Below are 25743 nucleotides of genomic sequence, written 5' to 3'. Positions count from 1 at the left end.
CGTTATATGTCGCGTTTGCCCAGCTTTCGCCATGCGAACACCGCCAGATGCAGCAGGAAGAGACCCGAGCCCCCCAGCGCAAACAGCAGGCCGGTCAGGGCGTTGACCGAGGTATCGGCGCCGCACCACCACCAGACCAGCCAGCCGACGACCCCGATGAGAAAGGTCTGGGCGGCACAGACCGGGCAGCGCCCGAGCTTGGCCCTGATGGCCGTAGCCAGGCAATCCTCGCAACTCATGATGGCTCCTGCCGCTCATCCCCCAGCGCCAGCACCAGGCGGTGGGCATGCTGGCCGGGCCCGTAATAATCGGGCAGCCGTACCCCGGGGCGAAACCCCAGCCCCTGATAGAGGGTCCTGGCTTCTGGGTTGGCGTCGGCGACCTCGAGGCGAATCGCCCCCCAGCCGGCCTCGCGCCCTTCCCGGATCACCTGCTCCAGCAGGCGGCGTGCCCACCCCTGACGGCGGACGGTCCAGCGGATGGCGAGGGTCTGGATGATGAGACGATCCCAGCCTTTGTGCTCCAGCACGCTCAAATAGCCCATCACCTGCGCCTTCTCGTCTTGCAGCAGCAGGGTGCGCCCCTTGCCCTGATTGAGCAGATAGTGCCAGCGGCTGCGGCCGAAGGCGACCTCGGGGGGAAAACAGTAGCGTTCCAGCTTCACGATGGCGCCCAAATCATCGGCTCGGGCGGCGCGCACGGTCAACACGGGGAGTCCTTGTTCGGTTATTTATCCTCAGCACCAGAAATGCGACTTGTATCACAAGTTACCAAGGCAGAATATTAGGCACTGTAACCTCTTGTTTCCCCTCGCGCCATTGTCGTGCTTGTCGGTGCATCGAAGCCCACTGGGGATCCTGCCGTTTCTGGCAGTCCTTTCTGTGGAGCCTGAAAATATGAGTACCTATGTCATCGTCGAGGAGCCGGGCGACTGGCCCTGCCATGCCGACTATCTGCTGACCGCCCGCACCTACCTGCAACACGGTCTGCCCACCACAGGGGGGCGTCCGCGCATCATCAACCTCTGCCGCAGCCTGGAACACCTGGGGGCCGGTTATTACTGCTCCCTGCTGGCCCAGGCCCGCGGCCACCACTGCCTGCCGGGATTGCAGGCCATCAGCAGGCTGCAACCCCAGCAGCCTCCCGCCAAGCTGTGGCGCAAATTGCAGGGCTGGCTGGCCCAGCAGAGCGAAGACAGGATCCGGGTGCGCGCCATCTTCGGCCAGTGCGAACAGAGCGAGCTGGCGGGGCTCGCCCGCTATTACTACGGCCTGAGCCAGTTGCCGCTGCAGGAGCTGACCCTCAAGCGCGGTCGCCACGGCTGGTCGGTGCGCCAGCAGGAGAGCCTGTCACCGCTGGCGCTGAGCCCGAGCGAGAAGGCGCTGATGGTGCAGCACGCCCAGGCGCTGGTGGGCACGGGGGACGAGGAGCAGACGGCGCCACGCTACCAGCTCGCCATCCTGGTCGACCCCAACGACGGCCGCGCCAGCAGCGATGCCCTGGCGCTGGAGCGTTTCATCAAGGCGGCCGCGGCCCAGGGGATCCAGGCCGAGATCCTGCCTCCCTCGGCCATCGAGCGGTTGCCGGAGTTCGACACCCTCTGGCTGCGCGCCGAGACCGCGGTCGGCCATTACACCTTCGAATTTGCCCGCCGTGCCGAGCAGCTCAAGATGCCGGTCATCGACAGCTCCCGTGCCATCCTCGCCTGCAGCAACAAGCTCTATCTCTACGAGCTGATGGTGCGCAGCGGCGTGCCCATGCCCCCCACCACCGTCGTGACCCGCCGCGGCCGCCAGCATGTGGACGAACTGGTGCAGCGCCTCGGTCTGCCGCTGATGGTGAAGATCCCCGACGGCGCCCAGGGGCGCGACCTCGCCATGGCCAGCGATGACATCCAGCTCGCCCGCCTGCTGGACGAGGGGCTGGCCCGCTCCGCCCTGCTGCTGGTCCAGAGCCGGATCCCTGCCGAGTTCGACTGGCGCATCGGCTTTCTCGACGGCTCGCCGCTGTTCGCCTGCCGCCGCTACCGACCCGAACCCGGCAACCGCATCCGTCGCCGCAAACACCCCCTCGACATGAGCCGCATCGAGGCGCTGCCCCTCAGTGAAGTGCCGGAGCGGGTGCTGCAAACCGCCCGCCGCGCCGTGCACCAGCTCGGCAACGGCCTGTTCGGGGTGGATCTGCGCCAGCAGGGTCAGGGCTGCGTGTTGCTGGAAATCATCGACAACCCCTGGATACGTGGCGATATTGAAGACAGGGAGGCAAAGGACCTCTACGAGCGCCTCGCCCGGGCCTTCCGCCAGCGGCTGGAGAACCGGGGGCAGAGCGCGACAGGATAACAAGCATCGCGAGCAGAGGTGGATATGATGACAATGCAGTGGTGGGACATCGCGCCCCTTGGCTGGGAGAACATCCTGGTCTGTCTGGTGTGTGGCACCCTGGTGGGGCTGGAGCGGCAGCTTCGCGGCAAGCCGGTGGGGATCCGCACCTCTTCCCTCATCGTGCTCGGCACCTACTGTTTTCTCGCCATCGGCGCCGCCGTCAGTCCTCAGGGCGCCGATCAGGCGCGGGTGCTGGGTCAGCTCATCACCGGGGTCGGCTTTCTCGGGGCCGGGGTCATGATGACCCGGGATGGTCAGGTGCTGGGGGTGACTTCCGCCGCCGCCATCTGGATGCTGGCCGCCCTCGGCGCCCTCATCGGCATGGACATGCTGCATCAGGCGCTGCTGCTCACCGTCGTCACCCTCTCTATCCTGGTGGGGGTGGACTATCTGGAAGCCAGCTTCAAGAGCCTCCGCCGCGGGGTGCACAACCGGCTGGAACACTGGCGCCACGGGGCCGAGCCCTCGGTCTCTTCCCGCCGGGACGATCTGGGCAGCGGCATCGAGAAGTAAGCCGCCACCATGAAAAAGGGCTCCATCATGGAGCCCTTTCTGTTGTCTGCCTCCCTCAGCGCACCAGCAGGAAGCGGCCGGTGAGGGGCGGCAAGTCCACCGTCACGCTGCTGCCACCGATGGCCAGGTTCTCGCCGCTCTGCAGATCCACCAGGGCGCTGCCGCTGCGCAGCTTGCCGACCGGCACGGCGTAACTCTGGGGCGTGGTGGAGACGTTGAGCAGGTAGACTACTTGCTCGCCCGCCGTCTGCTTGATGTCGCCATAGACGCTCCCCTCGGCCACCAGCTTGACCCGCTCCCCCTGATAGAGGGCGGGGTGGGCGGCGCGCAGGGCCAGCAGCTGGCTGAGCCACTGCTTCAGATCGCTCTGCTCGCTGCTCGGCACGAAGCCGGTGACACCGGGCACCTTGCCATCGCTGCGGGCCACGTGATCATCGCAGAGCCCCTGGGCCGCACAGTCGCCCCCCACCTGACTGGCAAAGCCAGGCACCTCGTCGCCAAACTCCTCGCCATAGTAGAAGGTAATGGGACCGGAGCGGGCGGCCATGAAGCTGAAGGCCGCCTTGTGGCGCTGCCAGTAGTCCGCCCCATTGAAGTTGCCCCGCTCCAGCAGATCGCCGAAGCGCACCAGATCGTGGTTGCCCAGCATCAGGTTGGGCATGGCATGGTCCGGGTAGTTCTCCACCTTGTTCCAGCTGGCGTCGAGCACGCTGGCCCCCTGCCCGCCTTTGCCGGACTCTTCCACCGCCAGCGCCTGTACCAGACCGTAGCGCAGGGGGAAGTCGAACGCCGAAGAGAGCGCCGGGTTGTCGCTCGGGCCATAGGCCTGGGCGCGGATCTCGTCGGCGCCCTTCCACACTTCCCCCACCATGTAGCCGAGGGTGCCCCACTGCTGGCCGGCGGCCTTGCGCGCCGCGCTGGCCCGCGCCACCTCGCTGCGAATGGCGCGCCAGTCATCCAGCCCCAACTGATAAGCCTGATCGAGGCGCCAGCCGTCGATGCCGTACTGCTCGACCCAGTAACGGGCCACCTCCTTGAAGTAGGCCAGACTCTCGGGCTGGCCGTAATCCACCAGCTGACCCGGGTAGCCTGCGCCGCCGCTCTTGAGGGCAGGCAGCCGCCCCTCTGGTGAAGGCTTGCTCACCCCCACCTTGTTGACGTGGCCGAACACCCCGTCGAGGAAGACATAGAGCCCGCGCTGGTGCGCCCCGTCCACCAGTTTTTTAAGCTGGGCGTTGCTGCCGAAGTTGGGATCCACGTTGAAGAAGTCGCAGGCGAAGTAACCGGTGGCATCCAGCCGGTCGTCCCCGGCCTGGCCGGCGCAGGAGTCAAACACCGGCGTGAGCCAGATGGCGTTGACGTTGAGGCTCTTGATGTGGTCGAGGCTGTCGATGATCCCCTGCAGATCGCCGTTGTGCCGGGAGGGGCCGTAGCCGACGCCGTAGTTGGCGCTGCCGTCGCCGTCGACGAAGGACTCCACCATCACCTGGTAGGTGCGCAGGTTGCAGGCTGGCTGATCATTGCCGTAGCAGGCGCGGCTGGCCGACGCGGGGGCGGATTGACCACCGGAGGCTGGGGGTCACTGCTGCCACCGCCTCCCCCGCTGCCGCAAGCCGTCAGTAACAGGGCGGCCCCGATGAGGCCGCCACGACGCAACGTTCCTTGTTTCATTGTTATGTTCCCGCTGTGGTGGATGGGCGCCCAAAGCGCCGCACTGGGGTCATGATAACGACCTGACCGACGCGGGTCTGTGACTGAAAACGTTACCTGACTCAACGAGTTAGCATGTCAGAAGCGATGCATGTTGCGATCGGGGAAGGCGGCGCGCTCGTCGATGGGCAGGATCAGGTGGTAGACCTCGTGGGCCGCCAGGGTGAAGCCCGAGGGCCATGCCAGTTGATGGCGATGATCGATGAAGACACGGGCGAAGCGACGCTCGGTCTCCATGGCCGCAAACAGCGGCTGGCCGCGCCAGGGGGTGAGATCCAGCACGCCTGTGGTGCCGTCGGAGAGCACAACGAACAGAGACCAGCCCTGCATATATTCCACATCGATGAAGACCGGCATCCCTTCGGCTCCGATTGAGAAATCCGGCGCCATTATAGGCACGACCATTGTCTCGATGTGCCAGCAGGATCACAGTTTTCCCAGCGTTTTATGCTCTCTTAGAACCCTGCATCCCGTCACAAAAAAATCATAAAACGTGCCAGCTTCTCCATTTATACCTCCCCCCCATGCAACCTTTGCCAGGCGCCACTGTCATACTCCTGCACCATAACAACAATGCGTCCGGGGACTGGGCGCAAACAGGTTTGCAGGAACAATATGACCACCATCAGACAATGGCTGGGACCGGTTTGGCCCATCGCCGTCTTTTCATTGATCGCGCTCATCTCCCTGACCATCAGCCGCCTTGGCCTGGGGCTCTGGCAACTGGAACGGGTGGATGCCGTCTCTGGCTGGCAGGAGATGCTGCTGCAAGGCATTCGCGTCGACGTCGCCACCCTCTGCTGGGTCTGGGGCGTACCCGCCGTCTTGACCCAGTTGCTGGCCGGGCCCCACGCGCCGGGGCGGCTCTGGATGCAGCTTATCCGGATCTGGCTCACCCTGGGGCTCTGGCTGATGCTCTTTCTCGAGATCTCCACTCCCGCCTTCGTCACCGAATACGGGGTACGTCCCAACCGCCTCTATGTGGAGTACCTCATCTATCCGAAGGAGGTGCTCTCCATGCTGTGGGCTGGCCGCAAGGGCGAACTGCTGCTGGCCGTGATCTTCAGCGGCGCCGTGCTGGGCGGTGGCTGGTGGCTGAGCGGCCGCCTGGTGCGTGACCTAAGCTTCCCCCGCTGGTACTGGCGCCCCGCCTTCGCCCTGCTGATCCTCGCCGTCGGCTTCCTCGGCGCCCGCTCCAGTCTCGGCCATCGCGCCTTGAATCCGGCCATGGTGGCCTTTGCGGACGATCCCCTGGTCAACGCCCTCACCGTCAACTCCGCCTACTCCCTCTTCTTTGCCATCAAGCAGATGGGGGCCGAGGAGGACGCCAGCCAGTTTTACGGCAAGATGGCTGACCATCAGGTACTCGACATAGTCCGCGAGGAGAGCGGTCGCCCTCTCGGCGATTTCACCTCTGCCGATCTGCCGAGCCAGACCTTCAACACGGCCAGCTACCAGGGCAAGCCCAAAAACCTGGTGATCCTGCTGCAAGAGAGTCTGGGGGCCCAGTTCGTCGGCTCCCTCGGCGGCCTGCCGCTCACCCCGAACATCGATGCCTTGTCGAAAGAGGGTTGGGCGTTCGAGCAGCTCTACGCCACCGGTACCCGTTCGGTACGCGGCATCGAGGCGGTGCTCACCGGCTTCACGCCGACCCCGGCCCAGGCCGTGGTCAAGCTCGGCAAGAGCCAGACCAACTTCTTCACCATCGCCGACCTGCTCAAGCAGCGAGGCTATGACACCAGCTTCATCTATGGCGGCGAGAGCCACTTCGACAACATGCGCAGCTTCTTCCTCGGCAACGGCTTCACCACCATCGTCGAGCAGAAGGACTTCAAGAACCCGGTGTTCGAGGGATCCTGGGGCGCCTCGGATGAAGATCTGATGGCCAAGGCCAACGAGACCTTCGCGGCGCTGCACAAGGAGGGCAAACCCTTCTTCAGCCTGGTGTTCAGCTCCAGCAACCACGATCCCTTCGAATTCCCCGACAACCGCATCGCCCTGTACGAGCAGCCCAAGCAGACCCGCAACAACGCCGCCAAGTACGCGGACTACGCCGTCGGCGAGTTCTTCAAGAAGGCCAGGGCATCGGACTACTGGAAGGACACCCTGTTCCTGGTCATCGCCGATCACGACAGCCGGGTCGGGGGAGCCAGTCTGGTGCCCATCCCCCGCTTCCACATCCCGGGGGTCATTCTGGGGGACGGCATAGCACCGAGAAAGGATCCCCGCATCGTCAGCCAGATCGACATGGCCCCGACCCTGCTCTCCCTCATGGGCATCAGTGCCGACTACCCCATGCTGGGCAAGGATCTCACCCGCATGCCCGCCGACTGGCCTGGGCGCGCCATCATGCAGTACGACAAGAACTTCGCCCTGATGCGCGGCAAGGATGTGGTGATCCTGCAGCCCGAGCGGGCGCCGGAAGGCTTCATCTACGAGGATGCGACCGAAACGCTCACCCCGGCGCCGCAGCCAGGCGCCATGAAGGATGCCGCCCTGGGGCTGGTTCTGTGGGGCAGCCTGGCCTATCAGCAGGGGCTCTACCGGACGGCGCAGGACAGCCGGCTGGCTCTCAACTGAGGAACCGCCCACAAAAAAACCGCCCTCGGGCGGTTTTTTCTTGCGGCTCGCCCCGTCAGGGGTGGGGGAAGCAGGGGAGCGAGCGGCTGAACCTGTGCTCGAACACCAGGGAGGTCTCGAGGTGCACCACCTCTTCCCGGGAGGTGAAGTGATCGAAGACGAAATTGCGCAGGTGTTCGGTATCGGAGACGCACAGGTGCACCAGGAAATCATCCTTGCCGCCCATGTGGAACAGGCTGATCACCTCGGGCAGGGCCAGGATGGCGTCGCGAAACGCATCGATGATCTGGCGGCTGTGACGGGCCAGTTGCAGGGAGACCATGGCCTGGATGTGACCGCCCAGGGCCTGGTAATCCACCTCGCAGTGCGCCCCCTTGAGCACGCCATCCTGCTGCAGCTTGCGCACCCGCTCCAGACAGGTGGACGGCGCCACCCCGACCAGGGCCGCCAAATCCTTGTTGGTCATGCCCGCATCGCGAAACAGATGGGCCAGGATGTCCAAGTCCAGTTGATCCAGGTTTCTCATCTTTACTCCTTGCATCGCTCGATTTTTTTAGACTCTGCCCGTAAACCGGGCCGAACACAACGCAGATTGACATCGCCTCCGGCCCCTCTATGCTGTGCCGCACCCGCGGGATACCCATCCCGTTGATCCCGGCCACCACGAGGAACCCCATGCTCAGTGCCCATCCCTTCTGGAGCCTGGACGTTCCACGGCTCGACGGCCAGCTCCTGCTCACCCCCTGCCCCGGCAGCCAGCAGGTCCCCATGGCCCACGCCCTTGCCCAGTTGCAGCTGGCCGGTGCCGGCGGGGTGCTGACCCTGATGACGGTGGAGGAGCTGGCCCTGTGCGGGCCCCTCTCTCTCGGGCAGCTGGTGCAGGCCAGGGGCATGAGCTGGTTCCATCTGCCCATTGCGGATGACGAGGCACCGGATGCCGCCTTCGAACAGGCCTGGCCCGGGGTGCAACCCCGACTGCTCGCCCTGCTGCGCGAGGGACGGCACCTTGCCATTCACTGCCACGGCGGAAGCGGGCGTACCGGGCTGGCGGCCGCCCTGCTGCTGATGACCCAGGGGCTGCCCCAGCAGGAGGCCATGACCCTCATCCGGGCCAGACGGCCACGGGCCTTCACCCTGGCCTGCCACCGTCACTGGCTCGATACCCGTGGACGGCGGCTGGCCGGGGCGGACTGATGGGCTCTATCCCTTGGGCTGCTGGTAGGTAAACACCTTGCCGATGTCTTCCACCTTGTAGCTGGTCAACTGGTAGACGTAATAGTTGAGCCAGTTGGAAAACAGCAGGTGACCGTGGCTGCGCCAGGTGGCGCGCGGGGTCTGGCTTGGGTCGTTGTTCGGGTAATAGTTGACCGGAATGACGGGGGTGAGCCCGGCCGCCAGATCCCGCCGGTATTCCCCATCCAGGGTCAGGGCGTCATATTCCGGATGGCCGGTGACGAACACCTGGCGACAATCCTTGGTGGCGGCCAGATAGACGCCCGCCTCTTCCGACTCGGCGAAGATCTGCAGATCGGTGTGGGCGCGGATGAGATCCCCGTCGAAGGCCGCATAGCGGGAGTGGGGCGCCACGAATTCATCATCGAAGCCGCGCAGCAGCGCCTCGTGCTCGTCGAGGCGGTGGTGGCGATAGACCCCGGAGAGCTTCTCGCCGTGGGTCTGCTTTTCCATGCCGTACAAGGCTTTCAGCGCCGCCTGCACCGCCCAGCAGAGGAAGAGGGTGGAGGTGACATGCTGATGGGACCACTCGATGATCTCGACGATGCGTGGCCAATAGACCACCTCCTCGAACTCCACCAGCCCGAGCGGCGCCCCCGTGATGATCATGCCGTCGTAGTTGTTGCCTCTCACCTGCTCGAAGTCGTGATAGAAGTTCTCCAGGTGCGCCTGGGGCGTGTTTTTCGACTCCCGATCGTCGATGCGCAACAGATCCACGTCCACCTGCAAGGGCGAGTTGGAGAGCATCCGCATCAGCTGGATCTCGGTTTCTATCTTCTTGGGCATCAGATTGAGGATGAGCACCCGCAGCGGGCGGATGTTCTGGGTGACGGCCCGGGATTCCGTCATCACGAAGATGTTCTCCTGCCCCAGCACTTCGGCGGCGGGCAACTGGTCCGGGATCTTGATCGGCATGCTGACTCCCTGTACTGCATCGGTAAATATGTCTGGACATCTAGAAGCCTATAATAAAGCGCTCCCGCTGTCATCAGATACCTTTTGTATTCACCCCGCCCTTTGACTAGCATACGGCTCAGTGTGTCCCTCGTGCCCAACCCCATGACAGGAATCAAGATCTCCGTAGAACGGCTGCAAGTCGGCAATTATGTCTCCCTGCCTTTGGGATGGCGTGAGCACCCGTTTCTGTTCTCCAGCTTCAAGCTCAAGAGCGAGGAGGAGATCGAGCTCATTCGTCGCCTTGGCCTCAAGCTGGTGACCATCATTCCCGACAAGAGCGACACACCGCCCAAGCCCCTCGGCCAGACCCAGTCCCAGGCAGATGAGGTTGAGGGAGAGGGTCTCGTCGCCCGCCAGGAGGAGATGCAGCAGGAGAAACTGCGGCGCATCGAGCAGTTGCAGCGCTATCGCCGCGACCTGCAGCAGTGCGAGAAACAGTTCCGCCAATCCCTGGCCCAGGTGCGCAACCTCATGGGCAAGATCCAGTCCCGCCCCCTCAACGCCATCAGCGAGGCCCAGGAGCTGATCAACGCCATGACGGAGCAACTCCTCTCGGTGGACGAGATGGTGCTGCACCTGGTCTCTGACAGCGATGATGGCAACAGCCTGCAGTTTCACTCCCTCAACGTCAGCGTGCTCAGCATGCTGCTCGCCCGGGAGTGCAAGTTGCCGGCCGAGGCGATCCGCCAGGTCGGCATGGGGGCCCTGTTCCACGACATCGGCAAGCTGAGGATCCCGAGCCAAATCCTGCGCAAGACGGAGCCGCTGACCAAGCCGGAGCAGAACCTGATGGCCCAGCATCCCCGCTACGGCCTGGAACTGCTGGGGCTCGTCAGCGATTTTCCGGAAGCAGCCAGGCAGATAGTGCAGAACCACCATGAGTACCTGGACGGCACCGGCCCCCAGGGGCTCAAGGGCGATCAGCTCGATCCCCTCACCCAGATCGTCTCCCTCATCAACGAGTACGACAACCTCTGCCACCTGGAGGCCAAGGTGCCCTACGCGGCTCTCGGCAGCCTCTACAAGCAGCGCAAGTCCCAGTTCAACGCCGATCACCTCGGCATGCTGATCCGGTTGATGGGGGTCTACCCCCCGGGCAGCGTGGTGCAGCTCTCCAACGGCCAGGTGGGGCTGGTGATGTCGGTCAACGCCTCCCGCCTGCTCTACCCCGCCGTGCTGGTATACGACCCCCGCATTCCGCGCCAGGAGGCGGCCATCATCGACCTCGACGCGGCCGGGCTGACCATCGCCAAGGTGATCCAGCCCAAACGCCTGCCCCCGGCGGTGTTCGAATACCTCAACCCCCGCACCCGGATCAGCTACTACTTCGAACACGGCAAGCCCTGAGAGGGCTGGCCCCACCCAAGGAGTCCCCATGCGCATCGAGATCATCAGCACAGGCGACGAGATAGTGACCGGCCTGGTGGTGGACACCAATGCCGCCTGGCTAAGTGCCCTCTTGCTGGAGCAGGGCTGGCAGGTGCGCCGCCGCGCCACCGTGGGGGACAACCTCGCGGATCTGACAGCCGTGCTGCAGGAGAGCGCCAACCGCGCCGAGGTGGTACTGGTGTGCGGGGGGCTCGGCCCCACGGCGGACGACCTCACCGCCCAGGCCGCGGCCGAGGCGTTTGACCAGCCCCTGACCCTGTTCCCGGACTGGCTCGCCACCATGGCCGAACGCTATGCCAGTCGGGGCCGCACCATGGCACGGAGCAACACCAAGCAGGCCTGGCTGCCCCGGGACTGCGAGATCCTCGACAACCCGGTGGGCACCGCCTGCGGCTTTGTGGTCCGCCACCCGGCCAGCCACGGCCAGAGCCGGCTCTTCTTCACCCCGGGCGTGCCGTTCGAGTTCAAGCAGATGGTGCGCGAACAGATCATGCCCCGCCTCAAGGCGCTGGCCGGTGAAGAGACCGACACCGAGCTGCGCCGTTTCTACACCTTCGGCGTCTCGGAGTCCGCCCTCAGCGACATGCTGGATGCGGCCCCCTGGCCTGCCGGCATCGAGCTGGGCTACCGCTCCTCCATGCCTCTCATCGAGCTCAAGCTCATCGGCCACGGTGCCAGCACCGCCGACATGGATGCCGCCGAGGCGAGGCTGCTTGCGGCCATCGCCCCCTGGCTGGTGGGGCGTGGCAACGAGGCGCCTGCCAGCCAGATCCTGGCCCTGCTGGGGGAGCGGTCGCTGCACCTGCAGGAAGGGGAGAGCCGGGGCGCCCTGCTGGCCATGTGTCACGGGCACCCGGCCCTGACCGCCGGCTTCAGCCACACCCTGAGCGACGATCTGACTCAACTGGCGGTGCCCGCCGCCCCCCTGAGCCTCACCATAGGCCGTGCCGGGCCGGACGGCGTGCCGCTGCTGCTCTGCGCCGACGGGCAACTGCACGGCCAGACGCTCAGGGTCAGCCACCCGGATCCCGCGAGCGGTCGCCGGATCCTCGCCTTCGCCGCCCTCGACATGCTGCGCCGCCACCTGCTGGGGCTGCCGGTGCTCGCCGACTACCTCACCCTGACCCGAACGGCCAGGTGCCAGGAGGGCGCCCGGGGCTAGAAGTGAGCCAAGCCTGCACCGCCATGGACCCAGTACCCGGCGAGCGCCAGGGTCAGCAGGCAGAAGGCCCTCTCGTAACCCCCGCCGCTCTTGAGGGGCAGGCCGGGCAGGCGAAAGCGCCGACGCCAGGGCCAGAGCAGGGGAATGCCCATGGGGGTGAGCCAGTCCCCCAGCAGATGGCTGAGATAGCCCACGATGAGGGCATCCTTCACCGCCCCCGACAGCAACCAGGGGGCTTCCACCTGGGCCAGCCCCCAGACCCCCATCCCCACCGCCAGCAGGCTGTGGGTGAAGCCGCGATGGCCGAACAGCCGGGAGAGCGGCCCCGAGATCCAGGGCAGTTGCCGCCCGAGCAGGGAACGGGGGTGATCGAGATCCGGCAGCAGGGCGCTCGCCAGGGCCATGGGAACGATGTGCCACAGGCTGGCATCGGCCAGGGCCGGAGTCAGTTCAACCTTGTGGGCAAGCAGGACGCAGGTGACGGAAAACAGCAGGTGGCCTTGGGCGGTCATGGGGCTCGTTTGGTTGGACAGAAAAAGGGGCTGATCGATGGCGACCAGGGTCCTCGCCCTGGGGCGGCGGCAGATTAAAATCCTTCTCTTCCTGCCTGGCAAGGTGATTTGCATCGCCACCTTCAACGTGGTTGACACTCTGGATAGCGAAAGCATAAAACGTCAGCATATTGCGCTAAAAAACTGCAATGGAGCCCATGGCATGGCCGGCTCTGCCCCTCTCCCGTCAGCCGATATTTCCTCAACCCGGCTCACCCATTTGCATTCAGATCGTTGACCCGGAAGGAAAAATACCCGAATACTGCGCGTTGGATCCGCCCCGGCGGCATGGGATGCCGGCAAGGAGAGGCCCCGGCATGGGGCAAACCGGACAGGGACAACGAAGGAGGGCCCGGTGTTAAGCAAAGCGTGGTTTCAGCTGTCGGCCGACATGAGCTATGTCTGCCTGCGCATCACTCCGGGCCTCACCGAGCCCATCCAGGAAAGCGACGTCCTGGCCCTGCTGCGACTCTCCAACTGTCGGCGCTACGAACCCCTCGGCGAGGGGATCCGCGAAGCCGTCACCTTGCTCAACGCCCTCATCGCAGAGCCGGATGCCCCCGCGCATCCGCCAGTCCCCATTGCCCGGCGCCAGGATGCCAGGCTGCTCATCCAGGTGGACAAGGACCAGATGAGCGCCAGGGCGCAGATCACCGCGGACTGGGGCGGCCAGCCCCTGACCCTGGCCCGGTTGCAGGAGGCCCTGGCGGCCAGCACGGTCAAGCAGGGGGTGAGCGAGCGACTGCTTGCCGCCGCCATCCAGGCAGCGGGTGAGGCGGCACCCGGTGCCCAGCTCAATCCCGTCATCGCCCTCGGCAAGGCCGCCAGGCACGGCCTGGATACCCGCCTGGAGCGGCTGGTGGAGACCGCAGCCGAACGGATCCTCAAACCCCAGGAGCGGGATCACGGCAAGGTGGACATGCGCGACCTCGGCACCCTGCTCACCGTCAAGGCCGGGGCGTTGCTGATGCGCAGGCACCCCGCCACCCAGGGCATCGACGGCTTCACCGTGACGGGCCAGACCCTGACCGCCCGCCACGGCAAGGAGAGCGCCATGACGCCGGGTGACGGCACCTGCCTCTCCCCCGAGGATCCGGACCTGCTGCTGGCGACACGCCCGGGACTCCCCTGTCAGGAGCGTGCCGGGATGCGGGTCGACGAGGTACTCAACGTCAAGCAGGTCGACATCCGCCACGGCCACGTCGAGTTCGAGGGATCGCTGCTGGTCACCGGAGACGTCATGCCCGGCATGCGCGTCAAGACCAGCGGGGACGTGGTGATCGGCGGCTTCGTCGAGGGCGGCTACATCGAATCCGGCGGCACCATCACGGTGCGCAACGGTATCATAGGGCGCAAGCTGGCGGACGACGAATACCTCTGCCACCTCAACGCCGGGGGGGAGATCCACGCCAGCTATGCCCAGTACGCCAGGCTGGAGGCCGATGGCGACATCCATATCCTGAGCCAGCTCAGTCACTGCTATTGCCGCAGCGGCCAGGATCTCAAGGTGGGGGACAGCGCCATGCGCAAGGGGCACCTCATCGGCGGTATCAACATCGCCAACCGGCTCATCATGGCACCGGTGCTCGGAGCCTCGGCGGCCAACCGGACCCGGTTGCAGATCCTCGGCGGCTATTTCAGCCAGAAGGAGCTGGAGCTGGCGCTTCGCCAGCGCAAACAGACCTGCGCCGAGCAGATAGACAAGCTGCAGGATCTCATCCTGCGTCTGCTGCAACTGCCTCGTGACAAGCGCAATCCCGAGACCCTGCAGAAGATCAAGGCGCTGCGCACCCGCCAGTTCGACGAGAGCAAGAGCCTGGACGAGCAGCTCGCCGAGGCGCAGCGGGAGCTGCAGGCGCTCATGGCCAACATGGACATCATCGCCACCCAGCGCCTCTTCCCCGGCGTCGAGGTGGAGATGGCCCATCACCACAACAGGGTCGACATCGAGCACGGCCCCATCCACTTCGCCATCCGGGAAGATCAGCTGCAACTGACCCCCTACCAGGGCCAGCGCTGAGGGGCAACGTGCCCCCGCGTCGGCAGGCGGCGTGATCCCGGCGGCGATTTTCGCTACACTCGGCCTCCCCATGGCCCCATCGGGCGGGCCGGCCAGACTCAGGTAGTGAGAAGATGTACAAGCTGATCGCATTGGATATGGATGGCACCCTGCTGACCCCAGAGGGCCGAATCTCCCCCCGCACCCAGGCCGCCATCGCGGCAGCCCGCGCCAGGGGCGTGACCGTGGTGCTGGCCTCCGGCCGCCCGCTGGAAGGCATGACCGCCGCCCTGACCGAGCTGGGCCTCACCGGCCAGGATGACTACGTCATCTGCTACAACGGCGCCCTGGTGCAGCAGGTGTCCGAGCAACGCATCATCCGCAGCCAGTTGCTGACCGGCAGCGATGCCCGCGCCATCGCCCACCTGGCCTGTGAGCTGGGGGTGAACATCCACGGCTTCTCCGTCCGCCAGGGGCTCATCAGCCCAAAGATCAGCCCCTACACCGAGCACGAATCCCGCCTCATCGGTCAACCCATCAACCTGGTGGACTTCGCCACCCTGCCCGACGACGAGCAGATCATGAAGGTGATGATGATTGACCCAGAGCCCCTGCTCTCCCGTGCCATCGCCCAGCTGCCCGCCGAACTCCACGAGCGCTATACCGTGGTGCGCAGCGCCCCCTACTTCCTCGAGTTCATGAACAAACGCAGCAACAAAGGCACCGGCGTCGCCGCCCTGGCCGAGCACCTGGGGCTGGATGCCTCCCAGGTGATCGCGGTGGGAGATGCGGGCAACGATCACCACATGATCGCCTACGCCGGACTCGGGGTCGCCATGGGCAACGCCACCGACGAGATCAAGGCGCTGGCACAGCACACCACGGGGCGCAACGATGAAGACGGGGTCGCCCAGGTGATCGAACGTTTCATCCTGAACGCCTGAGTCGACAAGGGGCCCTGTGGGCCCCTTCTGCTATCCGGCCGCCCGGCCAGATGTTTAATATATCCACCATCAAATCGCTCGCCGCACCAGGCATCCCCCCTCAAGCCCCTTTAAATGGGACTCGTAGCCGTATCTCGACATCAACGGTTAACATAATTGCATCATTTTGTTTGACATATTGAACGGCCTTGGCAGACTGGAGGCAGGATCCAGGCTGTCGTTGCCAAGGCTGACCGACGATTCTGGCACGCTGGCGCGACCCTGATCCCACGACCATGCCTTGAGGCATGCCCTTGCGAGCCGAGGCGGCAAGGGCCTTCCCAAGGCGCAGGATGAGACCGCCAAGGATAGCCAAGGTGACCTATGCCCAACCCCAGTTCCCATAACAAACCCGTCGTGCTGATGACCATGGGGGCCCAGGCCCGCAGTGGCCACGCCTACCAGGTCATGACCCACAAATACATCAAGCCTCTGGTGGAGATCAGCGGCTGCGTGCCGCTGCTGGTGCCCACCTGCTGTGGCACCGAGGATCTGGAGCAGTATCTGGACCTCGCCGACGGGGTCTATCTGAGCGGTGCTGGCTCCAACATCGATCCTGCCCTCTATGGCCAGGAGAACCTCACCCCGGAGAAGCCTCAGGACAGGGACAGGGATCTGTTCGATATTCCCCTGGTGCGCGCCGCCCTCGACCGCGGCCTGCCGATCCTCGGGATCTGCCGCGGCATGCAGGAGATCAACGTGGCCCTGGGAGGCGACATTCACCAGAAGGTCTATTGCGAGCCGGGTTATGACGATCATCGGGAGGATGCGGATGACCCGGTGGACGAGCAGTATGGCGAGAGCCATCAGGTCGAGCTGGTGCCCGGTACCTGGCTGGCCGAGCTGATGGGGCAGCCGTCGATTCCGGTCAACTCCCTCCACGGGCAGGGGATCAAGACGCTGGCCAAGGGGCTGGCCCCCCTGGCCCATGCCGAAGACGGGCTGATCGAGGCGATCCACGCTCCCGCCCTCTCCCCCTTCCTGCTGGCGGTGCAGTGGCACCCGGAGTGGAAGGCCAGCGAGAACCCCCACTCCATCAAGCTCTTCACCGCCTTTGGCGACGCCTGCCGCCGGTTCAGGCAGCAGGTCGGCTAGTCGCCGACCCCTTGCCCTTGAGCCTTGGCAGGGCCTCGTACATCGGGGGCTGCCCAGAGGCATCCGACGTGACGGGCCTGTGAACCCCCCACGCCATCAAGCTGCCCACTGCCTTCGGCGACGCCTCCTGCCCGTTCAGGCAGCAGACGGGCTAGTCGCCAAATCCCTTGCCCTTGAGCTTGGGCAGGGCCCCGCGATCAGGGCGCAGGGTTCGGCAGACATCCAGCCCCTTGAGGCCCCGCTGGATATGGTCCGGGGCCTGCCCGAGCACCATGCCGTTGCCGCGATAGAGACGGGCATCCTCCAGCTCGAACAGCTCGCCGCCGATGAGCAGTTGCTCCCGGCCATTCACCACCTTGCCCCGTTTCAGGGGCAGGGTCATGTCCACCTGGATCTCGCCGGTGGCACACCCCTCGCGCCAGCGCGCCTCGTTGGAAAACGGGGAGATGGCGATCTCCCGCCAGGATCCGTCCCTGAACTCCATCCGGTAACGGTCTTGCACCAGATCGCATCCCGCCAGCATCACGGGGATCGCCAGCCAGATGACACCCTTCATTCCCTTCACGCCCTTGCTCCCTTGTTGTTATTGCCAGATATACATCACGGAATCTGTCCCTCATCCCCAGCTCAGAGCAGCAGGGTGGCCAGATCCTGCAACTGCCCCAGCTCCACATCCGGCAGCAGCGACAGCGACTGCCAGGACTGACCGCTCTCGTTGAGCCAGGCGGCCCGAAAGCCGTGCAGCCTGGCACCCAGCACGTCGGTCACCGGGTGATCCCCCACATGGAGGATGCGGCCGGGGGCCAGCCCCAGGGCCTCTTGCACCTGCACGAACATGTCGGGCGCCGGTTTCATTCTGGCTCCCGCTCCCGCCTTGCAGACCAGGGTGAAGTAGCCAGCCAGACCTGCCTGCTCCAGATCCAGGTTGCCATTGGTGATCACCGCCAGCGGGTAGCGCGCCGCCAGACGAGCCAGCAGGGCGTGAGTCGCCTCGCTCACCTCTATCTTCGAGCGCTCGGCCATGAAGCCGGTGAACACCGCCCGGGCCTGCTGCTCCGCCAGCCCGGGCTCCATGCCCCCCTGCACCAGGGCCTCGCGAATGCCACGCTGGCGCGCCAGGCTGACGTCGTGGCTCAGCGCCGGGTGGTCCAGCAGCAACTGGCGCTTGAGCGCGAGCCAGCGCGGCTTGTCCAGCATGGCGGTAGCCAGGTATTCGCTGCGCAGGTGGTCCAGCATCCACTGTTCCGCCCGCGCGATGGCGGGGCCGTTGTCATAGAGGGTGTCGTCCAGATCGAACGAGATGGCGGCCACCGGCTGCCAGCGACGGTAAAACTGCATGGCTGTTCCTCTTTACTCCTCATCCTCTGGCGTTGCGAGCTCCCGCCTGACCGGGGCGACGTGGAGATTGTCATCCCCGCAGATCGCACACCACATCACTCATCCTCCGGCGTTTCCGGATCCCGCTTCGCCCGCGGGTGGGCACTGTCATATACCTTGGCCAGATGCTGGAAGTCGAGGTGGGTATAGATCTGGGTGGTGGAGAGATCCGCATGCCCCAGCAGCTCCTGCACCGCCCGCAGATCGCCGGAGGATTCCAGCATGTGGGTGGCGAAGCTGTGGCGCAGCTTGTGGGGGTGCACGTGGGCATTGAGAGCCTGCTTGTTGCCCCAGCCGTCGAGCCGCTCCTGTACCGAGCGGGCCGAGAGCCGCTGCCTGCGCTTGGAGACGAACAATGCCTCCCCCTCGTCACCGGCCAGCAGGGGGCGTACCTTGAGCCACTTGTGCAACCACTCCACCGCCATCCGCCCGATGGGCAGCACCCGCTCCCGCGAGCCCTTGCCGATCACCCTGAGCTGGCGCTCCTCGAGCTTCACGTCCGCGAGGTTGAGCCCCACCAGCTCGGCAAGGCGCAGGCCGGAGGAGTACATCAACTCCATGATGGCGCGATCCCGCACCGCCAGCGGATCCTGCTCGTCGGTGATGTTGAGCAGCTGGTACATCTCGTCCACGTCCAGGTTCTTGGGCAGGGGCCGCCCCTGCTTGGGGGTGACGATGCCCCGCGCCGGGTTGGCGGTGAGCCGCCCCTGGCGCACCTGCCAGTCGCAGAAGCTGCGCAGGGCCGACACCTTGGTGGCAAGGGAACGGGGCGCCAACCCCCCCTTGTGCATCCGGGTCACCAGGCTGCGCACCTGGCTCGCCTCGAGCCGGGCCCAGTCGTCGACCCCGAGCTTCACCAGCTCGGCGGTCATGGCTTCCAGATGAGCCTGATAGTTGCTGCGGGTGTGGGGGCTGAGCTGGCGCTCGACTCTCAGGTATTCGATAAAGGCGTCCAGCTCCCCCGCCAGTGCGACCGGCAGAGGGTCGGCGGCAGGGAGCACCTTGGCAGGGGATCGGGTCGTTGCCTTAGCCACGGGCCAGCTCGGGCAGACGCAGCTGCAGCAGACGCCCCAGCTGACCCAGCAGCAGGGTGTCGTTGTGGGGGGTGAAGTGGCTGGGATCCGAGCTCGCGAAGGCCAGCACGCCGAGCTCCCCGAGCCGCATCAGGGCCACCGAGTTGACCAGCACATCATTGCCAAACAGCGCCTGCTTCTCGCTCTGGTTGAGGCGACCGAAATAGTAGTCCGTGCCGGGCAGGCGCTGCCCCAGCAGTTGTTCGAGCTGTTTGCCCTGCGCCAGGAAACGCTGCTCGGGGCCGCTCAGCTGGAAATGCCTGGGATTGAGCCAGAGCCGCAGGCCGGTGAGTCGCAGCCGCTGGACGAAGGCCTTGCCCATCACGGCGCTCAGCTCGAACAGGGTCTGGCAGCCGTAGATCTCCCCGTAGAGATCCGCATAGACCCGGAAGATCCGCTCGTTCTCGCTGGCGACCCCCATCAGTTCGGTGATCTCCTGCTCCAGCTGCTCGATGCGCTCCCGCTGTCTGTCCAGCTGGCGCTCCACCAGGGAGATGGTGCCCTTTTGCGCATGGGGAATGCGGATCTTGTCCAGCATGGCCCCGTGACGCAGGAAAAACTCGGGATAACGGGCCAGGTACTCCAGCACTGTGGCTTCATCCACCAGTGATTCCTGCCGTTTGAGTTCGCTCATAACTTGGTTGATCCATCCGAAAAAGGGGCCAAGGGCCCCGATATGATCCGTTGATGGAGCGGGATCACCCGCTCCTTGTCTACAACTCTATCTGGCCGTCAAAGACGTGCTCGGCCGGCCCCGTCATGTAGACGGGCTGACCCGGTCCCTTCCAGGCGATGGTCAGCTTGCCACCCGGCAGGGTGACGGTGACCCGCTCCTTGAGCTTGCCCTGGCTGATGCCTATCACCACGGCCGCACAGGCCCCGGTCCCGCAGGCCAGGGTCTCCCCCACCCCGCGCTCGAAGACTCGCAGCTTGATCTCGCTGGCGTTGACCATCTCCATGAAGCCGACGTTGACCCGCTCGGGGAAGCGCTCGTGGCGCTCCATGATGGGTCCCAGGGTCTCCACCGGCGCATCGGCCACCGAGGGCACCTCGATGACGCAGTGAGGGTTGCCCATGGAGACGGCGCCGCACATCACGGTGTGATCCTGGGCCCGCAGCAGATACGTCTTCTCCGCCTTCTGGGCACGGAACGGGATCTTGCCCGGCTCGAACTGGGGCACCCCCATGTTGACCGTGACCTGGTTCTCCCCTTCCAGCTGCAGGGTGATGCGGCCCCGGGCGGTGCTGACCGCGATGCGATCCCGGTTGACCAGCCCCTTGAGACGCACGAAACGGGCGAAGCAACGGGCCCCGTTGCCGCACTGTTCCACCTCGCTGCCGTCGGCATTGAAGATGCGGTAATGGAAGTCGAGCTCGGGGTCATAGGGCGGCTCCACCAGCAACAGCTGGTCGAAGCCGATACCGAAGTGACGATCCGCCAGCTTCTTGATGATGTCGTTGCTGAAGAACACCTTCTGGGTGACGCCATCCACCACCATGAAGTCGTTACCGAGGCCGTGCATTTTGGAAAACTCAATCAACATCGCGCGTTCCTGTCTCACCGTTAATCACGCTCTCACATGGAGGAACGCTGAAAATCCATCCATCACGGCAGCAGGTGCTCGCCACGCCAGAGATCCGCCAACTGCTCCCGCTCACGGATGAGGTGCGCCTGGTCACCGTCCACCAGCACCTCGGCCGCACGGGGTCGGGTGTTGTAGTTGGAGGACATGGTAAAGCCGTAGGCGCCAGCGGAACGCACCGCCAGCAGGGAGCCCTCGGCAATCGCCAGGGTACGCTCCTTGCCGAGGAAGTCGCCGGTCTCGCACACCGGGCCCACCACGTCATAGAGTGCCTTCTCGTGGGTCGCCCGGCTGTCCACCTCGATGATGTTCATCCAGGCGCCGTAGAGGGAGGGGCGCAGCAGATCGTTCATGCCGGCGTCGATCAGGGCGAAGTTGCGGGTCTCGCCGGGTTTGAGGAACTCGACCCGGGTCAGCAGTACACCGGCGTTGGCGACGATGGCGCGGCCCGGTTCGAACAAGAGGGTCAGATCCCGGCCCGCCAGCTTCTGCTTGAGCGCCTCGGCATACTCGGTGGGGTGCGGCGGCTGCTCGGCGCCGTAGTTGACCCCCAGACCGCCGCCCACGTCCAGGTGATGGATGTGGATGCCTTCCGCCGCCAGCTCGTCGATGAGCTTGAGCAGCTTGTCCGCCGCCTCCATAAAGGGATTCAATTCAGTGAGTTGCGAGCCGATGTGGCAATCCACCCCCTTGATCTCGATGTGGGCCATGGCCGCTGCCTTGCGGTAGATGGCGGGCGCCTGTTCGATGGGGATGCCGAACTTGTTCTGCTTGAGGCCGGTGGAGATGTAGGGGTGCGTGCCTGCGTCGATGTCCGGGTTGACCCGCACCGAGACCCGCGCCTTCTTGCCCATGCTGCCTGCGACCCGGTTCAGGCGCTCCAGCTCGGCTTCGGACTCCAGGTTGAAGCAGAGGATCTCTTTTTCCAGCGCAAGGCGCATCTCGGCTTCGCTCTTGGCGACGCCGGAGAAGACCACCTTGGCCGGATCACCGCCCGCCGCCAGCACCCGGGACAGCTCGCCGCCGGAGACGATGTCAAAGCCCGAACCGAGGCGTGCCAGTAGATTGAGCAGGGCCAGGTTGGAGTTGGCCTTGACCGCATAGCAGATCAGGTGGGGAATGTCGCCAGCCGCCTGGTCGAAGGCATGCCAGTGGCGTTCCAGGGTGGCACGGGAGTAGACATAGAGCGGAGTGCCGTACTGGTCGGCAAGCTGTTGCAGGGGAAGCTGTTCGGCCTGAAGCTGACCGTCTGCGTCGTAGTTAAAGTGATCCAAGGGGGCGGTTCCTTCCTAGATTATTGCGGCGCGGCCTCTGAGGCCGGTGTAGCGGTCGCAGGCGAGGCGGCTTGCGGTGTACTCTCAGTCTTTGGCTGTGTCTGCTCTGCAGGTGCGGGCTGTTCGGCCGGCGGCATGTAGAGCGGCCCCGTCAGGCCACAGGCGGCCAACCCGAGCGACAGCGACGCGGCAAACAGGCACTTGGTGAACTGGGTAATCATAATGGTTCGCTGCGAAAAAATTTTTGGCCCTCTATAATCGCACTCACATTGTTAAAAGCAACAGGATAAACCGATGAAGGATCACGAGTATCACGCCCTGACCGACGCCTTTTTCCAGTATGTGGAAGACACCATCGACGAGGGGTATCCGGATATCGACTGCGAACGCGCCGGCGGTGTGCTGACCTTGAGCTTCGAGAACAAGACCAAGGTCATCATCAACAAGCAGGAGCCCCTGCACCAGATCTGGGTCGCCACCCGGGAGAACGGCTTCCACTTCGAGCTGCGCGGTGACAGCTGGATCGACAACCGCTTCGGCGACGAGCTCAAGGCACTGCTGACCCGGGCCTGCACCACCCAGGCCGGCGAGCCCGTGGTCTTCTCATGACGGATCTGCATCCCGAAGGTGCCCGCCATGCGGTGATCTGGCTGCACGGGCTGGGGGACTCCGGCGCCGGCCTCGCCCCCCTGGTGGAGGCGCTGGCCCTGCCCGCCGACCTGCCCGTCCGCCATCTGCTGCCGGACGCTCCCGAGCGCCCCATCACCATCAACATGGGCTACCGGATGCGCGGCTGGTACGACATCAAGAGCTTCAAGGATCCGGCGGATCGCGCCGTGGAGTCCCATGTCAGGGAGTCAGCGGCCCGTATCGCCTCCCTGATTGAACAGTTGGTGGCCGAGGGTTTCGCCCCCGAGCGCATCGTGCTGGCCGGCTTCTCCCAGGGGGGCGTCATCGCCTCCTTCACCGCCCTGCGCCATCCGGTGCCACTGGCAGGCCTGCTCTGCATGTCCACCTACCTGGCGGTACCCGATGCCCTGCCCGGCGAGATGAGCGAGGCGGCCCGCGCCCTGCCCATCTGCTACATGCACGGCATCTATGACGACGTGGTGAACCTCTCCATGGGCTGGGATGCCAAGAACCGGCTGGAAGCGGCGGGACTCAGCCCCGAGTGGCACGAATACCCCATGCGCCACGAGATCTGCCGCCCCCAGCTGGGCGACATTCGCAGCTGGTTGCTGGCCCGCCTCAGCGCCTGATTGTCGGATAACGGGTAAGACAACGGCCTGCATCATGCAGGCCGTTTGCCATCTTGCCGGTGCGGCTATCAGCGCATCATCCTACTTCCCGTGCCGCTCCTGGGGTGTCCCGCTGCGGGCTCTGGCTGCGGTAGGGGATCACATCGAGTTTGTCACCCACCTGCACGATTTCGTAGTACTGGGGCAGGTTGAAGTTGCTGAACTGACCCGCATTGCTGAATCGCTCGTGACCCGAGGTGTAGAACCGGTTCACCCCCTGTACCAGTTCGTCCTTGTTGCCGGCGAAGTGCTGGTAGATCTCCACCCGGTTCGCCTCGTCCAGGATATAGATGTTGGTGCCTGCATCCCGGGTATCGAAGAAGAACTGCACCAGCCCTTCGCTGGCGTAGGCGTCGACGATGCCGGGCAGGTGCTGGCTGTGAGTCTTGTCGAGGCGCAGCGGCAGGTGATCCAGCTTGTTGTGGGAGATGTGGCGGTAGAAGTCGATGGCGTTTTCCAGCTTTTTGACCGACACCCCGCGCCGCTCGAAGAAGATGCCGTACTTCTCCTTGCCGAGCGCCAGCGTCTTGACCAGCTGCTGCTTGTCCCGGGCCAGACGCAACTCGATGCATTCAGCCACAAGCTGCTGGAAGCGGGTGCGCACCAGGGAGCGGAAGTGCTGGCTGTAGCAGAACACCTCGATCATCTCGGGGGCCGCGGCGTCCTGGTGCATCTTGCCGAGGATGGTGGTGAGGGCGTCCACCACGGCTTCCTCTCCCTCGAAGTGCAGGGTGCGGATCTCACTCCAGGAGTTGCGATAGACGAGATCCACGGATCCCACCAGACACTCCTGGTTGCGACCGAACGAGAAGACGTCCGCGGCGTTGGCATCGAACTCGATCACCTGCCCCACCCAGTGGCTGGACGGGTCCGTCTCCAGGTTCAGGAAGATGGAGAGCTGGCGGATCTCGCACGGCCGGCTCAGGGCCAGGTTGGTCGCGCGGGGATACTTGACCGGGAAGGTCCCGGAGAGATCGCGACAGAACTGATGCAGGTTGTCGATGTGCAGATCCGAGCCCTGGTTAAACAGGTGTACCCGGGACTGGGGCGTCAGCAGGCCGTTGAAATAGGCCCACGCCACCAGCTTGCTGATGTAGCCGTTATATTCGAGCGGCGCCCGGCCGATGATGTCGGCGGGTTCGAGGGAATGCTTGTAGAGATACCAGCCGGCGCGATTCAGGCGGCCGTGGGGTACCTGTACCAGGCTGAGATCCGGCTCGCCGAGATCCGGCGCAATCTTGAGGTTGATGCGCTGCACCTTGCCCGGCAGGCTCTCGAATGCGGCATAGAGCTTGCGCGACAGGATGCCGATGTCTTCCGGGTTGATGGACTCGCTGATGTTGTTGCGCCGGGCGAACTGGATGAGATTGCGGTAGCTCTGCATCAGAGCCTCCAGCAACTCGGCGTAGGCCACCTTGACGTCCTCGACCTTCCACTCCTGGCGGTGATCAAGGTGGTAAAGGCGCTCCGGACTCCAGCCCCAGTAGGCTACCAGCTGGGCCATCTGCTCCCGGCGCCAGTCCGGGGAGTGATCTTCCTTGGGATGGCTCAGCCCGTCGCACACCTTCAGATAGAAGCAGCGACGCACCAGATCGAGGCGCTGCATGTCGCCGATGGACTTCAGGTAGTTGGTCACCTTGTCCAGCATCAGGCAGTAGTTGTCGAGGCGGTAGTGCATCCCCTCGTTGTGCTGGAACCAGTCGCGACTGGTCACCGACAGCAGCCGGGTGTTGGGATACTCGTGGGAGTAAGCCTCCATCAGCACCGACTTGAGCACCGCCTTGTAGGGGGAGTCGATCCCCTTGTAGAGCTGCCACAGGGCGGAGCCGAAATACTCCTCGGCAGGAATGCGATCAAAGCCCCCCAGATCGAGCCAGTCATCCTGGCTCAACTTGCCGTGGGCAAACAGGCCGTTGACATAGTCGTCGTAGTGATCGTCATATTCGGCCGGCACCAGATACCAGAGCAGCCGCTTGCCGGCGATGTGCATGGCGCTGCGGTAGAACTCGTCGAGCAGCAGCAGGTGCTGAGCGCTGCCGCAGCTCTCCCCCTGCATCTGGGCATCGTTGCGCTGACGGAACTTGTCTTCGGGGATCAGGAAGAAGTTGAGATCGACCCCCCGCTGCTCCGCCCACATGGAGAGGTGCTGGCACTTCTGTTCCAGCAGGGCGAGGCGCTCGCTCGACAGACCGGCCACGTGACAGACCCAGATGTCGAGATCCGAGTGGCAGCACTGACCGATGGAGGAGGTGCTCCCCATGGAGTAGAGGCCCTGGATGGACTTGTCGTGGGTACTGAGACCGCCCTGGCAGTTGGCGTTCTGGCAGAGATCCTGGATGAAGGCCTGCTGGGCCTCGTTGGCGACAAAACTCCAGATACCATGAGGCACATCCCCTGCCACATAACCGGGCAACAGGGGGTGATTGAAGTGCAGCATGACAGGCAGCAAGTGGAAAACCTGCTGCCCGTAGCGACTCATGAGATCCAGCGCTCGTTGCGTCTTGAGACGATTGAGTTCGTCGTAGCGCGCCACCAGCGTGTCGAGTTTAACCAGCAATGCCCTACCTATGGGGAAGAGAAATGAC

Annotated in this window: 26 protein-coding genes and 1 pseudogene; 12 read left to right on the top strand and 15 right to left on the bottom strand. The window is 64.8% G+C overall.

The window, feature by feature from the left end:
- Window positions 1–2: 2 nt before the first annotated feature.
- Window positions 3–239 (bottom strand): DUF3624 domain-containing protein, encoded by a 237-nt coding sequence (locus C2U47_RS12535; protein WP_041212265.1) that lies wholly within the window; start codon window positions 237–239, stop codon window positions 3–5.
- Window positions 236–709, bottom strand: coding sequence for a GNAT family N-acetyltransferase (locus tag C2U47_RS12530; protein WP_049637243.1), 474 nt, complete (start codon window positions 707–709; stop codon window positions 236–238). The genes C2U47_RS12535 and C2U47_RS12530 overlap by 4 nt, the downstream gene beginning before the upstream one ends.
- A 187-nt stretch (window positions 710–896) precedes the next feature.
- Here C2U47_RS12530 and C2U47_RS12525 point away from each other — a divergent pair, with 187 nt between their 5' ends.
- Window positions 897–2339: a RimK family protein gene (locus C2U47_RS12525; RefSeq protein ID WP_041212263.1), complete on the top strand. Its 1443-nt coding sequence runs from the start codon at window positions 897–899 to the stop codon at window positions 2337–2339.
- Between the two features lie 24 nt (window positions 2340–2363).
- Entirely contained in the window at window positions 2364–2894 is a 531-nt protein-coding gene (locus tag C2U47_RS12520; RefSeq protein WP_039039793.1) for an MgtC/SapB family protein, read from the top strand.
- 55 nt (window positions 2895–2949) lie between these two features.
- On the opposite strand, the pseudogene C2U47_RS12515 reads toward C2U47_RS12520, so the two are convergent.
- A pseudogene (locus tag C2U47_RS12515) lies at window positions 2950–4565 on the bottom strand (alpha-amylase family glycosyl hydrolase).
- Window positions 4566–4682: 117 nt separating this feature from the next.
- Complete coding sequence (locus tag C2U47_RS12510; protein WP_043154040.1) at window positions 4683–4961, bottom strand: DUF2442 domain-containing protein; 279 nt, start codon at window positions 4959–4961, stop codon at window positions 4683–4685.
- Window positions 4962–5219: 258 nt separating this feature from the next.
- Between C2U47_RS12510 and C2U47_RS12505 the strand changes: the two genes are divergently transcribed.
- On the top strand, window positions 5220–7184 hold the full coding sequence (locus C2U47_RS12505; protein ID WP_043154042.1) for an LTA synthase family protein: 1965 nt from the start codon (window positions 5220–5222) through the stop codon (window positions 7182–7184).
- 55 nt (window positions 7185–7239) lie between these two features.
- Here C2U47_RS12505 and C2U47_RS12500 read toward each other — a convergent pair whose 3' ends face one another.
- Window positions 7240–7710, bottom strand: a complete 471-nt coding sequence (locus C2U47_RS12500) for an Lrp/AsnC family transcriptional regulator (protein ID WP_010672715.1) — start codon at window positions 7708–7710, stop codon at window positions 7240–7242.
- A gap of 149 nt (window positions 7711–7859) precedes the next feature.
- Here C2U47_RS12500 and C2U47_RS12495 point away from each other — a divergent pair, with 149 nt between their 5' ends.
- A complete protein-coding gene (locus tag C2U47_RS12495) occupies window positions 7860–8378 on the top strand; it encodes a phosphatase domain-containing protein (RefSeq protein WP_042864527.1) in 519 nt (172 codons plus the stop codon).
- 6 nt (window positions 8379–8384) lie between these two features.
- On the opposite strand, the gene metA is transcribed toward C2U47_RS12495, so the two are convergent.
- Window positions 8385–9332 (bottom strand): homoserine O-acetyltransferase MetA, encoded by a 948-nt coding sequence (gene metA / locus C2U47_RS12490; protein ID WP_010672713.1) that lies wholly within the window; start codon window positions 9330–9332, stop codon window positions 8385–8387.
- Window positions 9333–9476: 144 nt separating this feature from the next.
- Here metA and C2U47_RS12485 point away from each other — a divergent pair, with 144 nt between their 5' ends.
- Complete coding sequence (locus C2U47_RS12485; protein ID WP_043154062.1) at window positions 9477–10721, top strand: HD-GYP domain-containing protein; 1245 nt, start codon at window positions 9477–9479, stop codon at window positions 10719–10721.
- A gap of 28 nt (window positions 10722–10749) precedes the next feature.
- A complete protein-coding gene (locus C2U47_RS12480; RefSeq protein ID WP_042015382.1) occupies window positions 10750–11925 on the top strand; it encodes a competence/damage-inducible protein A in 1176 nt (391 codons plus the stop codon).
- On the opposite strand, the gene C2U47_RS12475 is transcribed toward C2U47_RS12480, so the two are convergent.
- Window positions 11922–12437, bottom strand: coding sequence for a metal-dependent hydrolase (locus C2U47_RS12475; protein ID WP_010672710.1), 516 nt, complete (start codon window positions 12435–12437; stop codon window positions 11922–11924). The genes C2U47_RS12480 and C2U47_RS12475 overlap by 4 nt on opposite strands.
- Before the next feature lie 37 nt (window positions 12438–12474).
- Between C2U47_RS12475 and C2U47_RS12470 the strand changes: the two genes are divergently transcribed.
- From C2U47_RS12470 to C2U47_RS12455, 4 genes are all read left to right on the top strand, one after another.
- Window positions 12475–12714, top strand: coding sequence for a hypothetical protein (locus C2U47_RS12470; RefSeq protein WP_043154044.1), 240 nt, complete (start codon window positions 12475–12477; stop codon window positions 12712–12714).
- Between the two features lie 117 nt (window positions 12715–12831).
- Entirely contained in the window at window positions 12832–14496 is a 1665-nt protein-coding gene (locus C2U47_RS12465) for a DUF342 domain-containing protein (RefSeq protein WP_043154046.1), read from the top strand.
- Between the two features lie 113 nt (window positions 14497–14609).
- Window positions 14610–15419, top strand: a complete 810-nt coding sequence (gene yidA, locus C2U47_RS12460; RefSeq protein ID WP_041212256.1) for a sugar-phosphatase — start codon at window positions 14610–14612, stop codon at window positions 15417–15419.
- A 363-nt stretch (window positions 15420–15782) separates the two neighbouring features.
- Complete coding sequence (locus C2U47_RS12455) at window positions 15783–16553, top strand: gamma-glutamyl-gamma-aminobutyrate hydrolase family protein (RefSeq protein WP_043154048.1); 771 nt, start codon at window positions 15783–15785, stop codon at window positions 16551–16553.
- A 151-nt stretch (window positions 16554–16704) separates the two neighbouring features.
- Here C2U47_RS12455 and C2U47_RS12450 read toward each other — a convergent pair whose 3' ends face one another.
- The 7 genes from C2U47_RS12450 to lptM form a co-directional block, all read right to left on the bottom strand.
- Window positions 16705–17109 carry a hypothetical protein gene (locus tag C2U47_RS12450; protein ID WP_043154050.1) on the bottom strand — a complete coding sequence of 135 codons (405 nt, stop codon included), beginning with the start codon at window positions 17107–17109 and terminating at the stop codon, window positions 16705–16707.
- A gap of 71 nt (window positions 17110–17180) precedes the next feature.
- Window positions 17181–17891 carry an HAD-IA family hydrolase gene (locus tag C2U47_RS12445; RefSeq protein WP_043154052.1) on the bottom strand — a complete coding sequence of 237 codons (711 nt, stop codon included), beginning with the start codon at window positions 17889–17891 and terminating at the stop codon, window positions 17181–17183.
- A 95-nt stretch (window positions 17892–17986) separates the two neighbouring features.
- A complete protein-coding gene (gene xerC, locus C2U47_RS12440) occupies window positions 17987–18964 on the bottom strand; it encodes a tyrosine recombinase XerC (protein ID WP_049637244.1) in 978 nt (325 codons plus the stop codon).
- Window positions 18957–19637 (bottom strand): DUF484 family protein, encoded by a 681-nt coding sequence (locus C2U47_RS12435; RefSeq protein WP_010672702.1) that lies wholly within the window; start codon window positions 19635–19637, stop codon window positions 18957–18959. Before C2U47_RS12435 ends, xerC begins: the two co-directional genes overlap by 8 nt.
- A gap of 79 nt (window positions 19638–19716) precedes the next feature.
- A complete protein-coding gene (gene dapF / locus C2U47_RS12430; protein ID WP_029313578.1) occupies window positions 19717–20547 on the bottom strand; it encodes a diaminopimelate epimerase in 831 nt (276 codons plus the stop codon).
- Window positions 20548–20609: 62 nt separating this feature from the next.
- Window positions 20610–21860 (bottom strand): diaminopimelate decarboxylase, encoded by a 1251-nt coding sequence (gene lysA / locus C2U47_RS12425; protein WP_039039806.1) that lies wholly within the window; start codon window positions 21858–21860, stop codon window positions 20610–20612.
- Between the two features lie 20 nt (window positions 21861–21880).
- Window positions 21881–22081 carry an LPS translocon maturation chaperone LptM gene (gene lptM / locus C2U47_RS12420; RefSeq protein ID WP_010672699.1) on the bottom strand — a complete coding sequence of 67 codons (201 nt, stop codon included), beginning with the start codon at window positions 22079–22081 and terminating at the stop codon, window positions 21881–21883.
- Window positions 22082–22154: 73 nt separating this feature from the next.
- Between lptM and cyaY the strand changes: the two genes are divergently transcribed.
- Together cyaY and C2U47_RS12410 are read left to right on the top strand one after the other, a co-directional pair.
- Window positions 22155–22469 (top strand): iron donor protein CyaY, encoded by a 315-nt coding sequence (gene cyaY / locus C2U47_RS12415; protein WP_010672698.1) that lies wholly within the window; start codon window positions 22155–22157, stop codon window positions 22467–22469.
- Entirely contained in the window at window positions 22466–23119 is a 654-nt protein-coding gene (locus tag C2U47_RS12410; protein ID WP_043154055.1) for an alpha/beta hydrolase, read from the top strand. The genes cyaY and C2U47_RS12410 overlap by 4 nt, the downstream gene beginning before the upstream one ends.
- A gap of 76 nt (window positions 23120–23195) precedes the next feature.
- On the opposite strand, the gene C2U47_RS12405 is transcribed toward C2U47_RS12410, so the two are convergent.
- Window positions 23196–25715: a class I adenylate cyclase gene (locus C2U47_RS12405; protein ID WP_042879398.1), complete on the bottom strand. Its 2520-nt coding sequence runs from the start codon at window positions 25713–25715 to the stop codon at window positions 23196–23198.
- Window positions 25716–25743 lie beyond the last annotated feature (28 nt).

The sequence above is a fragment of the Aeromonas sp. ASNIH7 genome (assembly GCF_002903485.1).
GTDB classification, from domain to species: domain Bacteria; phylum Pseudomonadota; class Gammaproteobacteria; order Enterobacterales; family Aeromonadaceae; genus Aeromonas; species Aeromonas caviae.
This window is presented reverse-complemented; position numbering and strand designations above follow the sequence as displayed.

What these genes read in the sequence shown, in the direction of transcription:
- C2U47_RS12535 (WP_041212265.1), bottom strand. Translation starts at nt 239, where the DNA reads ATGAGTTGCGAGGATTGCCTGGCTACGGCCATCAGGGCCAAGCTCGGG.
- C2U47_RS12525 (WP_041212263.1), top strand. Translation starts at nt 897, where the DNA reads ATGAGTACCTATGTCATCGTCGAGGAGCCGGGCGACTGGCCCTGCCAT.
- C2U47_RS12520 (WP_039039793.1), top strand. Translation starts at nt 2,364, where the DNA reads ATGATGACAATGCAGTGGTGGGACATCGCGCCCCTTGGCTGGGAGAAC.
- C2U47_RS12510 (WP_043154040.1), bottom strand. Translation starts at nt 4,961, where the DNA reads ATGCCGGTCTTCATCGATGTGGAATATATGCAGGGCTGGTCTCTGTTC.
- C2U47_RS12505 (WP_043154042.1), top strand. Translation starts at nt 5,220, where the DNA reads ATGACCACCATCAGACAATGGCTGGGACCGGTTTGGCCCATCGCCGTC.
- C2U47_RS12500 (WP_010672715.1), bottom strand. Translation starts at nt 7,710, where the DNA reads ATGAGAAACCTGGATCAACTGGACTTGGACATCCTGGCCCATCTGTTT.
- C2U47_RS12495 (WP_042864527.1), top strand. Translation starts at nt 7,860, where the DNA reads ATGCTCAGTGCCCATCCCTTCTGGAGCCTGGACGTTCCACGGCTCGAC.
- metA (WP_010672713.1), bottom strand. Translation starts at nt 9,332, where the DNA reads ATGCCGATCAAGATCCCGGACCAGTTGCCCGCCGCCGAAGTGCTGGGG.
- C2U47_RS12485 (WP_043154062.1), top strand. Translation starts at nt 9,477, where the DNA reads ATGACAGGAATCAAGATCTCCGTAGAACGGCTGCAAGTCGGCAATTAT.
- C2U47_RS12480 (WP_042015382.1), top strand. Translation starts at nt 10,750, where the DNA reads ATGCGCATCGAGATCATCAGCACAGGCGACGAGATAGTGACCGGCCTG.
- C2U47_RS12475 (WP_010672710.1), bottom strand. Translation starts at nt 12,437, where the DNA reads ATGACCGCCCAAGGCCACCTGCTGTTTTCCGTCACCTGCGTCCTGCTT.
- C2U47_RS12470 (WP_043154044.1), top strand. Translation starts at nt 12,475, where the DNA reads ATGGCGACCAGGGTCCTCGCCCTGGGGCGGCGGCAGATTAAAATCCTT.
- yidA (WP_041212256.1), top strand. Translation starts at nt 14,610, where the DNA reads ATGTACAAGCTGATCGCATTGGATATGGATGGCACCCTGCTGACCCCA.
- C2U47_RS12455 (WP_043154048.1), top strand. Translation starts at nt 15,783, where the DNA reads ATGCCCAACCCCAGTTCCCATAACAAACCCGTCGTGCTGATGACCATG.
- C2U47_RS12450 (WP_043154050.1), bottom strand. Translation starts at nt 17,109, where the DNA reads ATGAAGGGTGTCATCTGGCTGGCGATCCCCGTGATGCTGGCGGGATGC.
- C2U47_RS12445 (WP_043154052.1), bottom strand. Translation starts at nt 17,891, where the DNA reads ATGCAGTTTTACCGTCGCTGGCAGCCGGTGGCCGCCATCTCGTTCGAT.
- C2U47_RS12435 (WP_010672702.1), bottom strand. Translation starts at nt 19,637, where the DNA reads ATGAGCGAACTCAAACGGCAGGAATCACTGGTGGATGAAGCCACAGTG.
- dapF (WP_029313578.1), bottom strand. Translation starts at nt 20,547, where the DNA reads ATGTTGATTGAGTTTTCCAAAATGCACGGCCTCGGTAACGACTTCATG.
- lptM (WP_010672699.1), bottom strand. Translation starts at nt 22,081, where the DNA reads ATGATTACCCAGTTCACCAAGTGCCTGTTTGCCGCGTCGCTGTCGCTC.
- cyaY (WP_010672698.1), top strand. Translation starts at nt 22,155, where the DNA reads ATGAAGGATCACGAGTATCACGCCCTGACCGACGCCTTTTTCCAGTAT.
- C2U47_RS12410 (WP_043154055.1), top strand. Translation starts at nt 22,466, where the DNA reads ATGACGGATCTGCATCCCGAAGGTGCCCGCCATGCGGTGATCTGGCTG.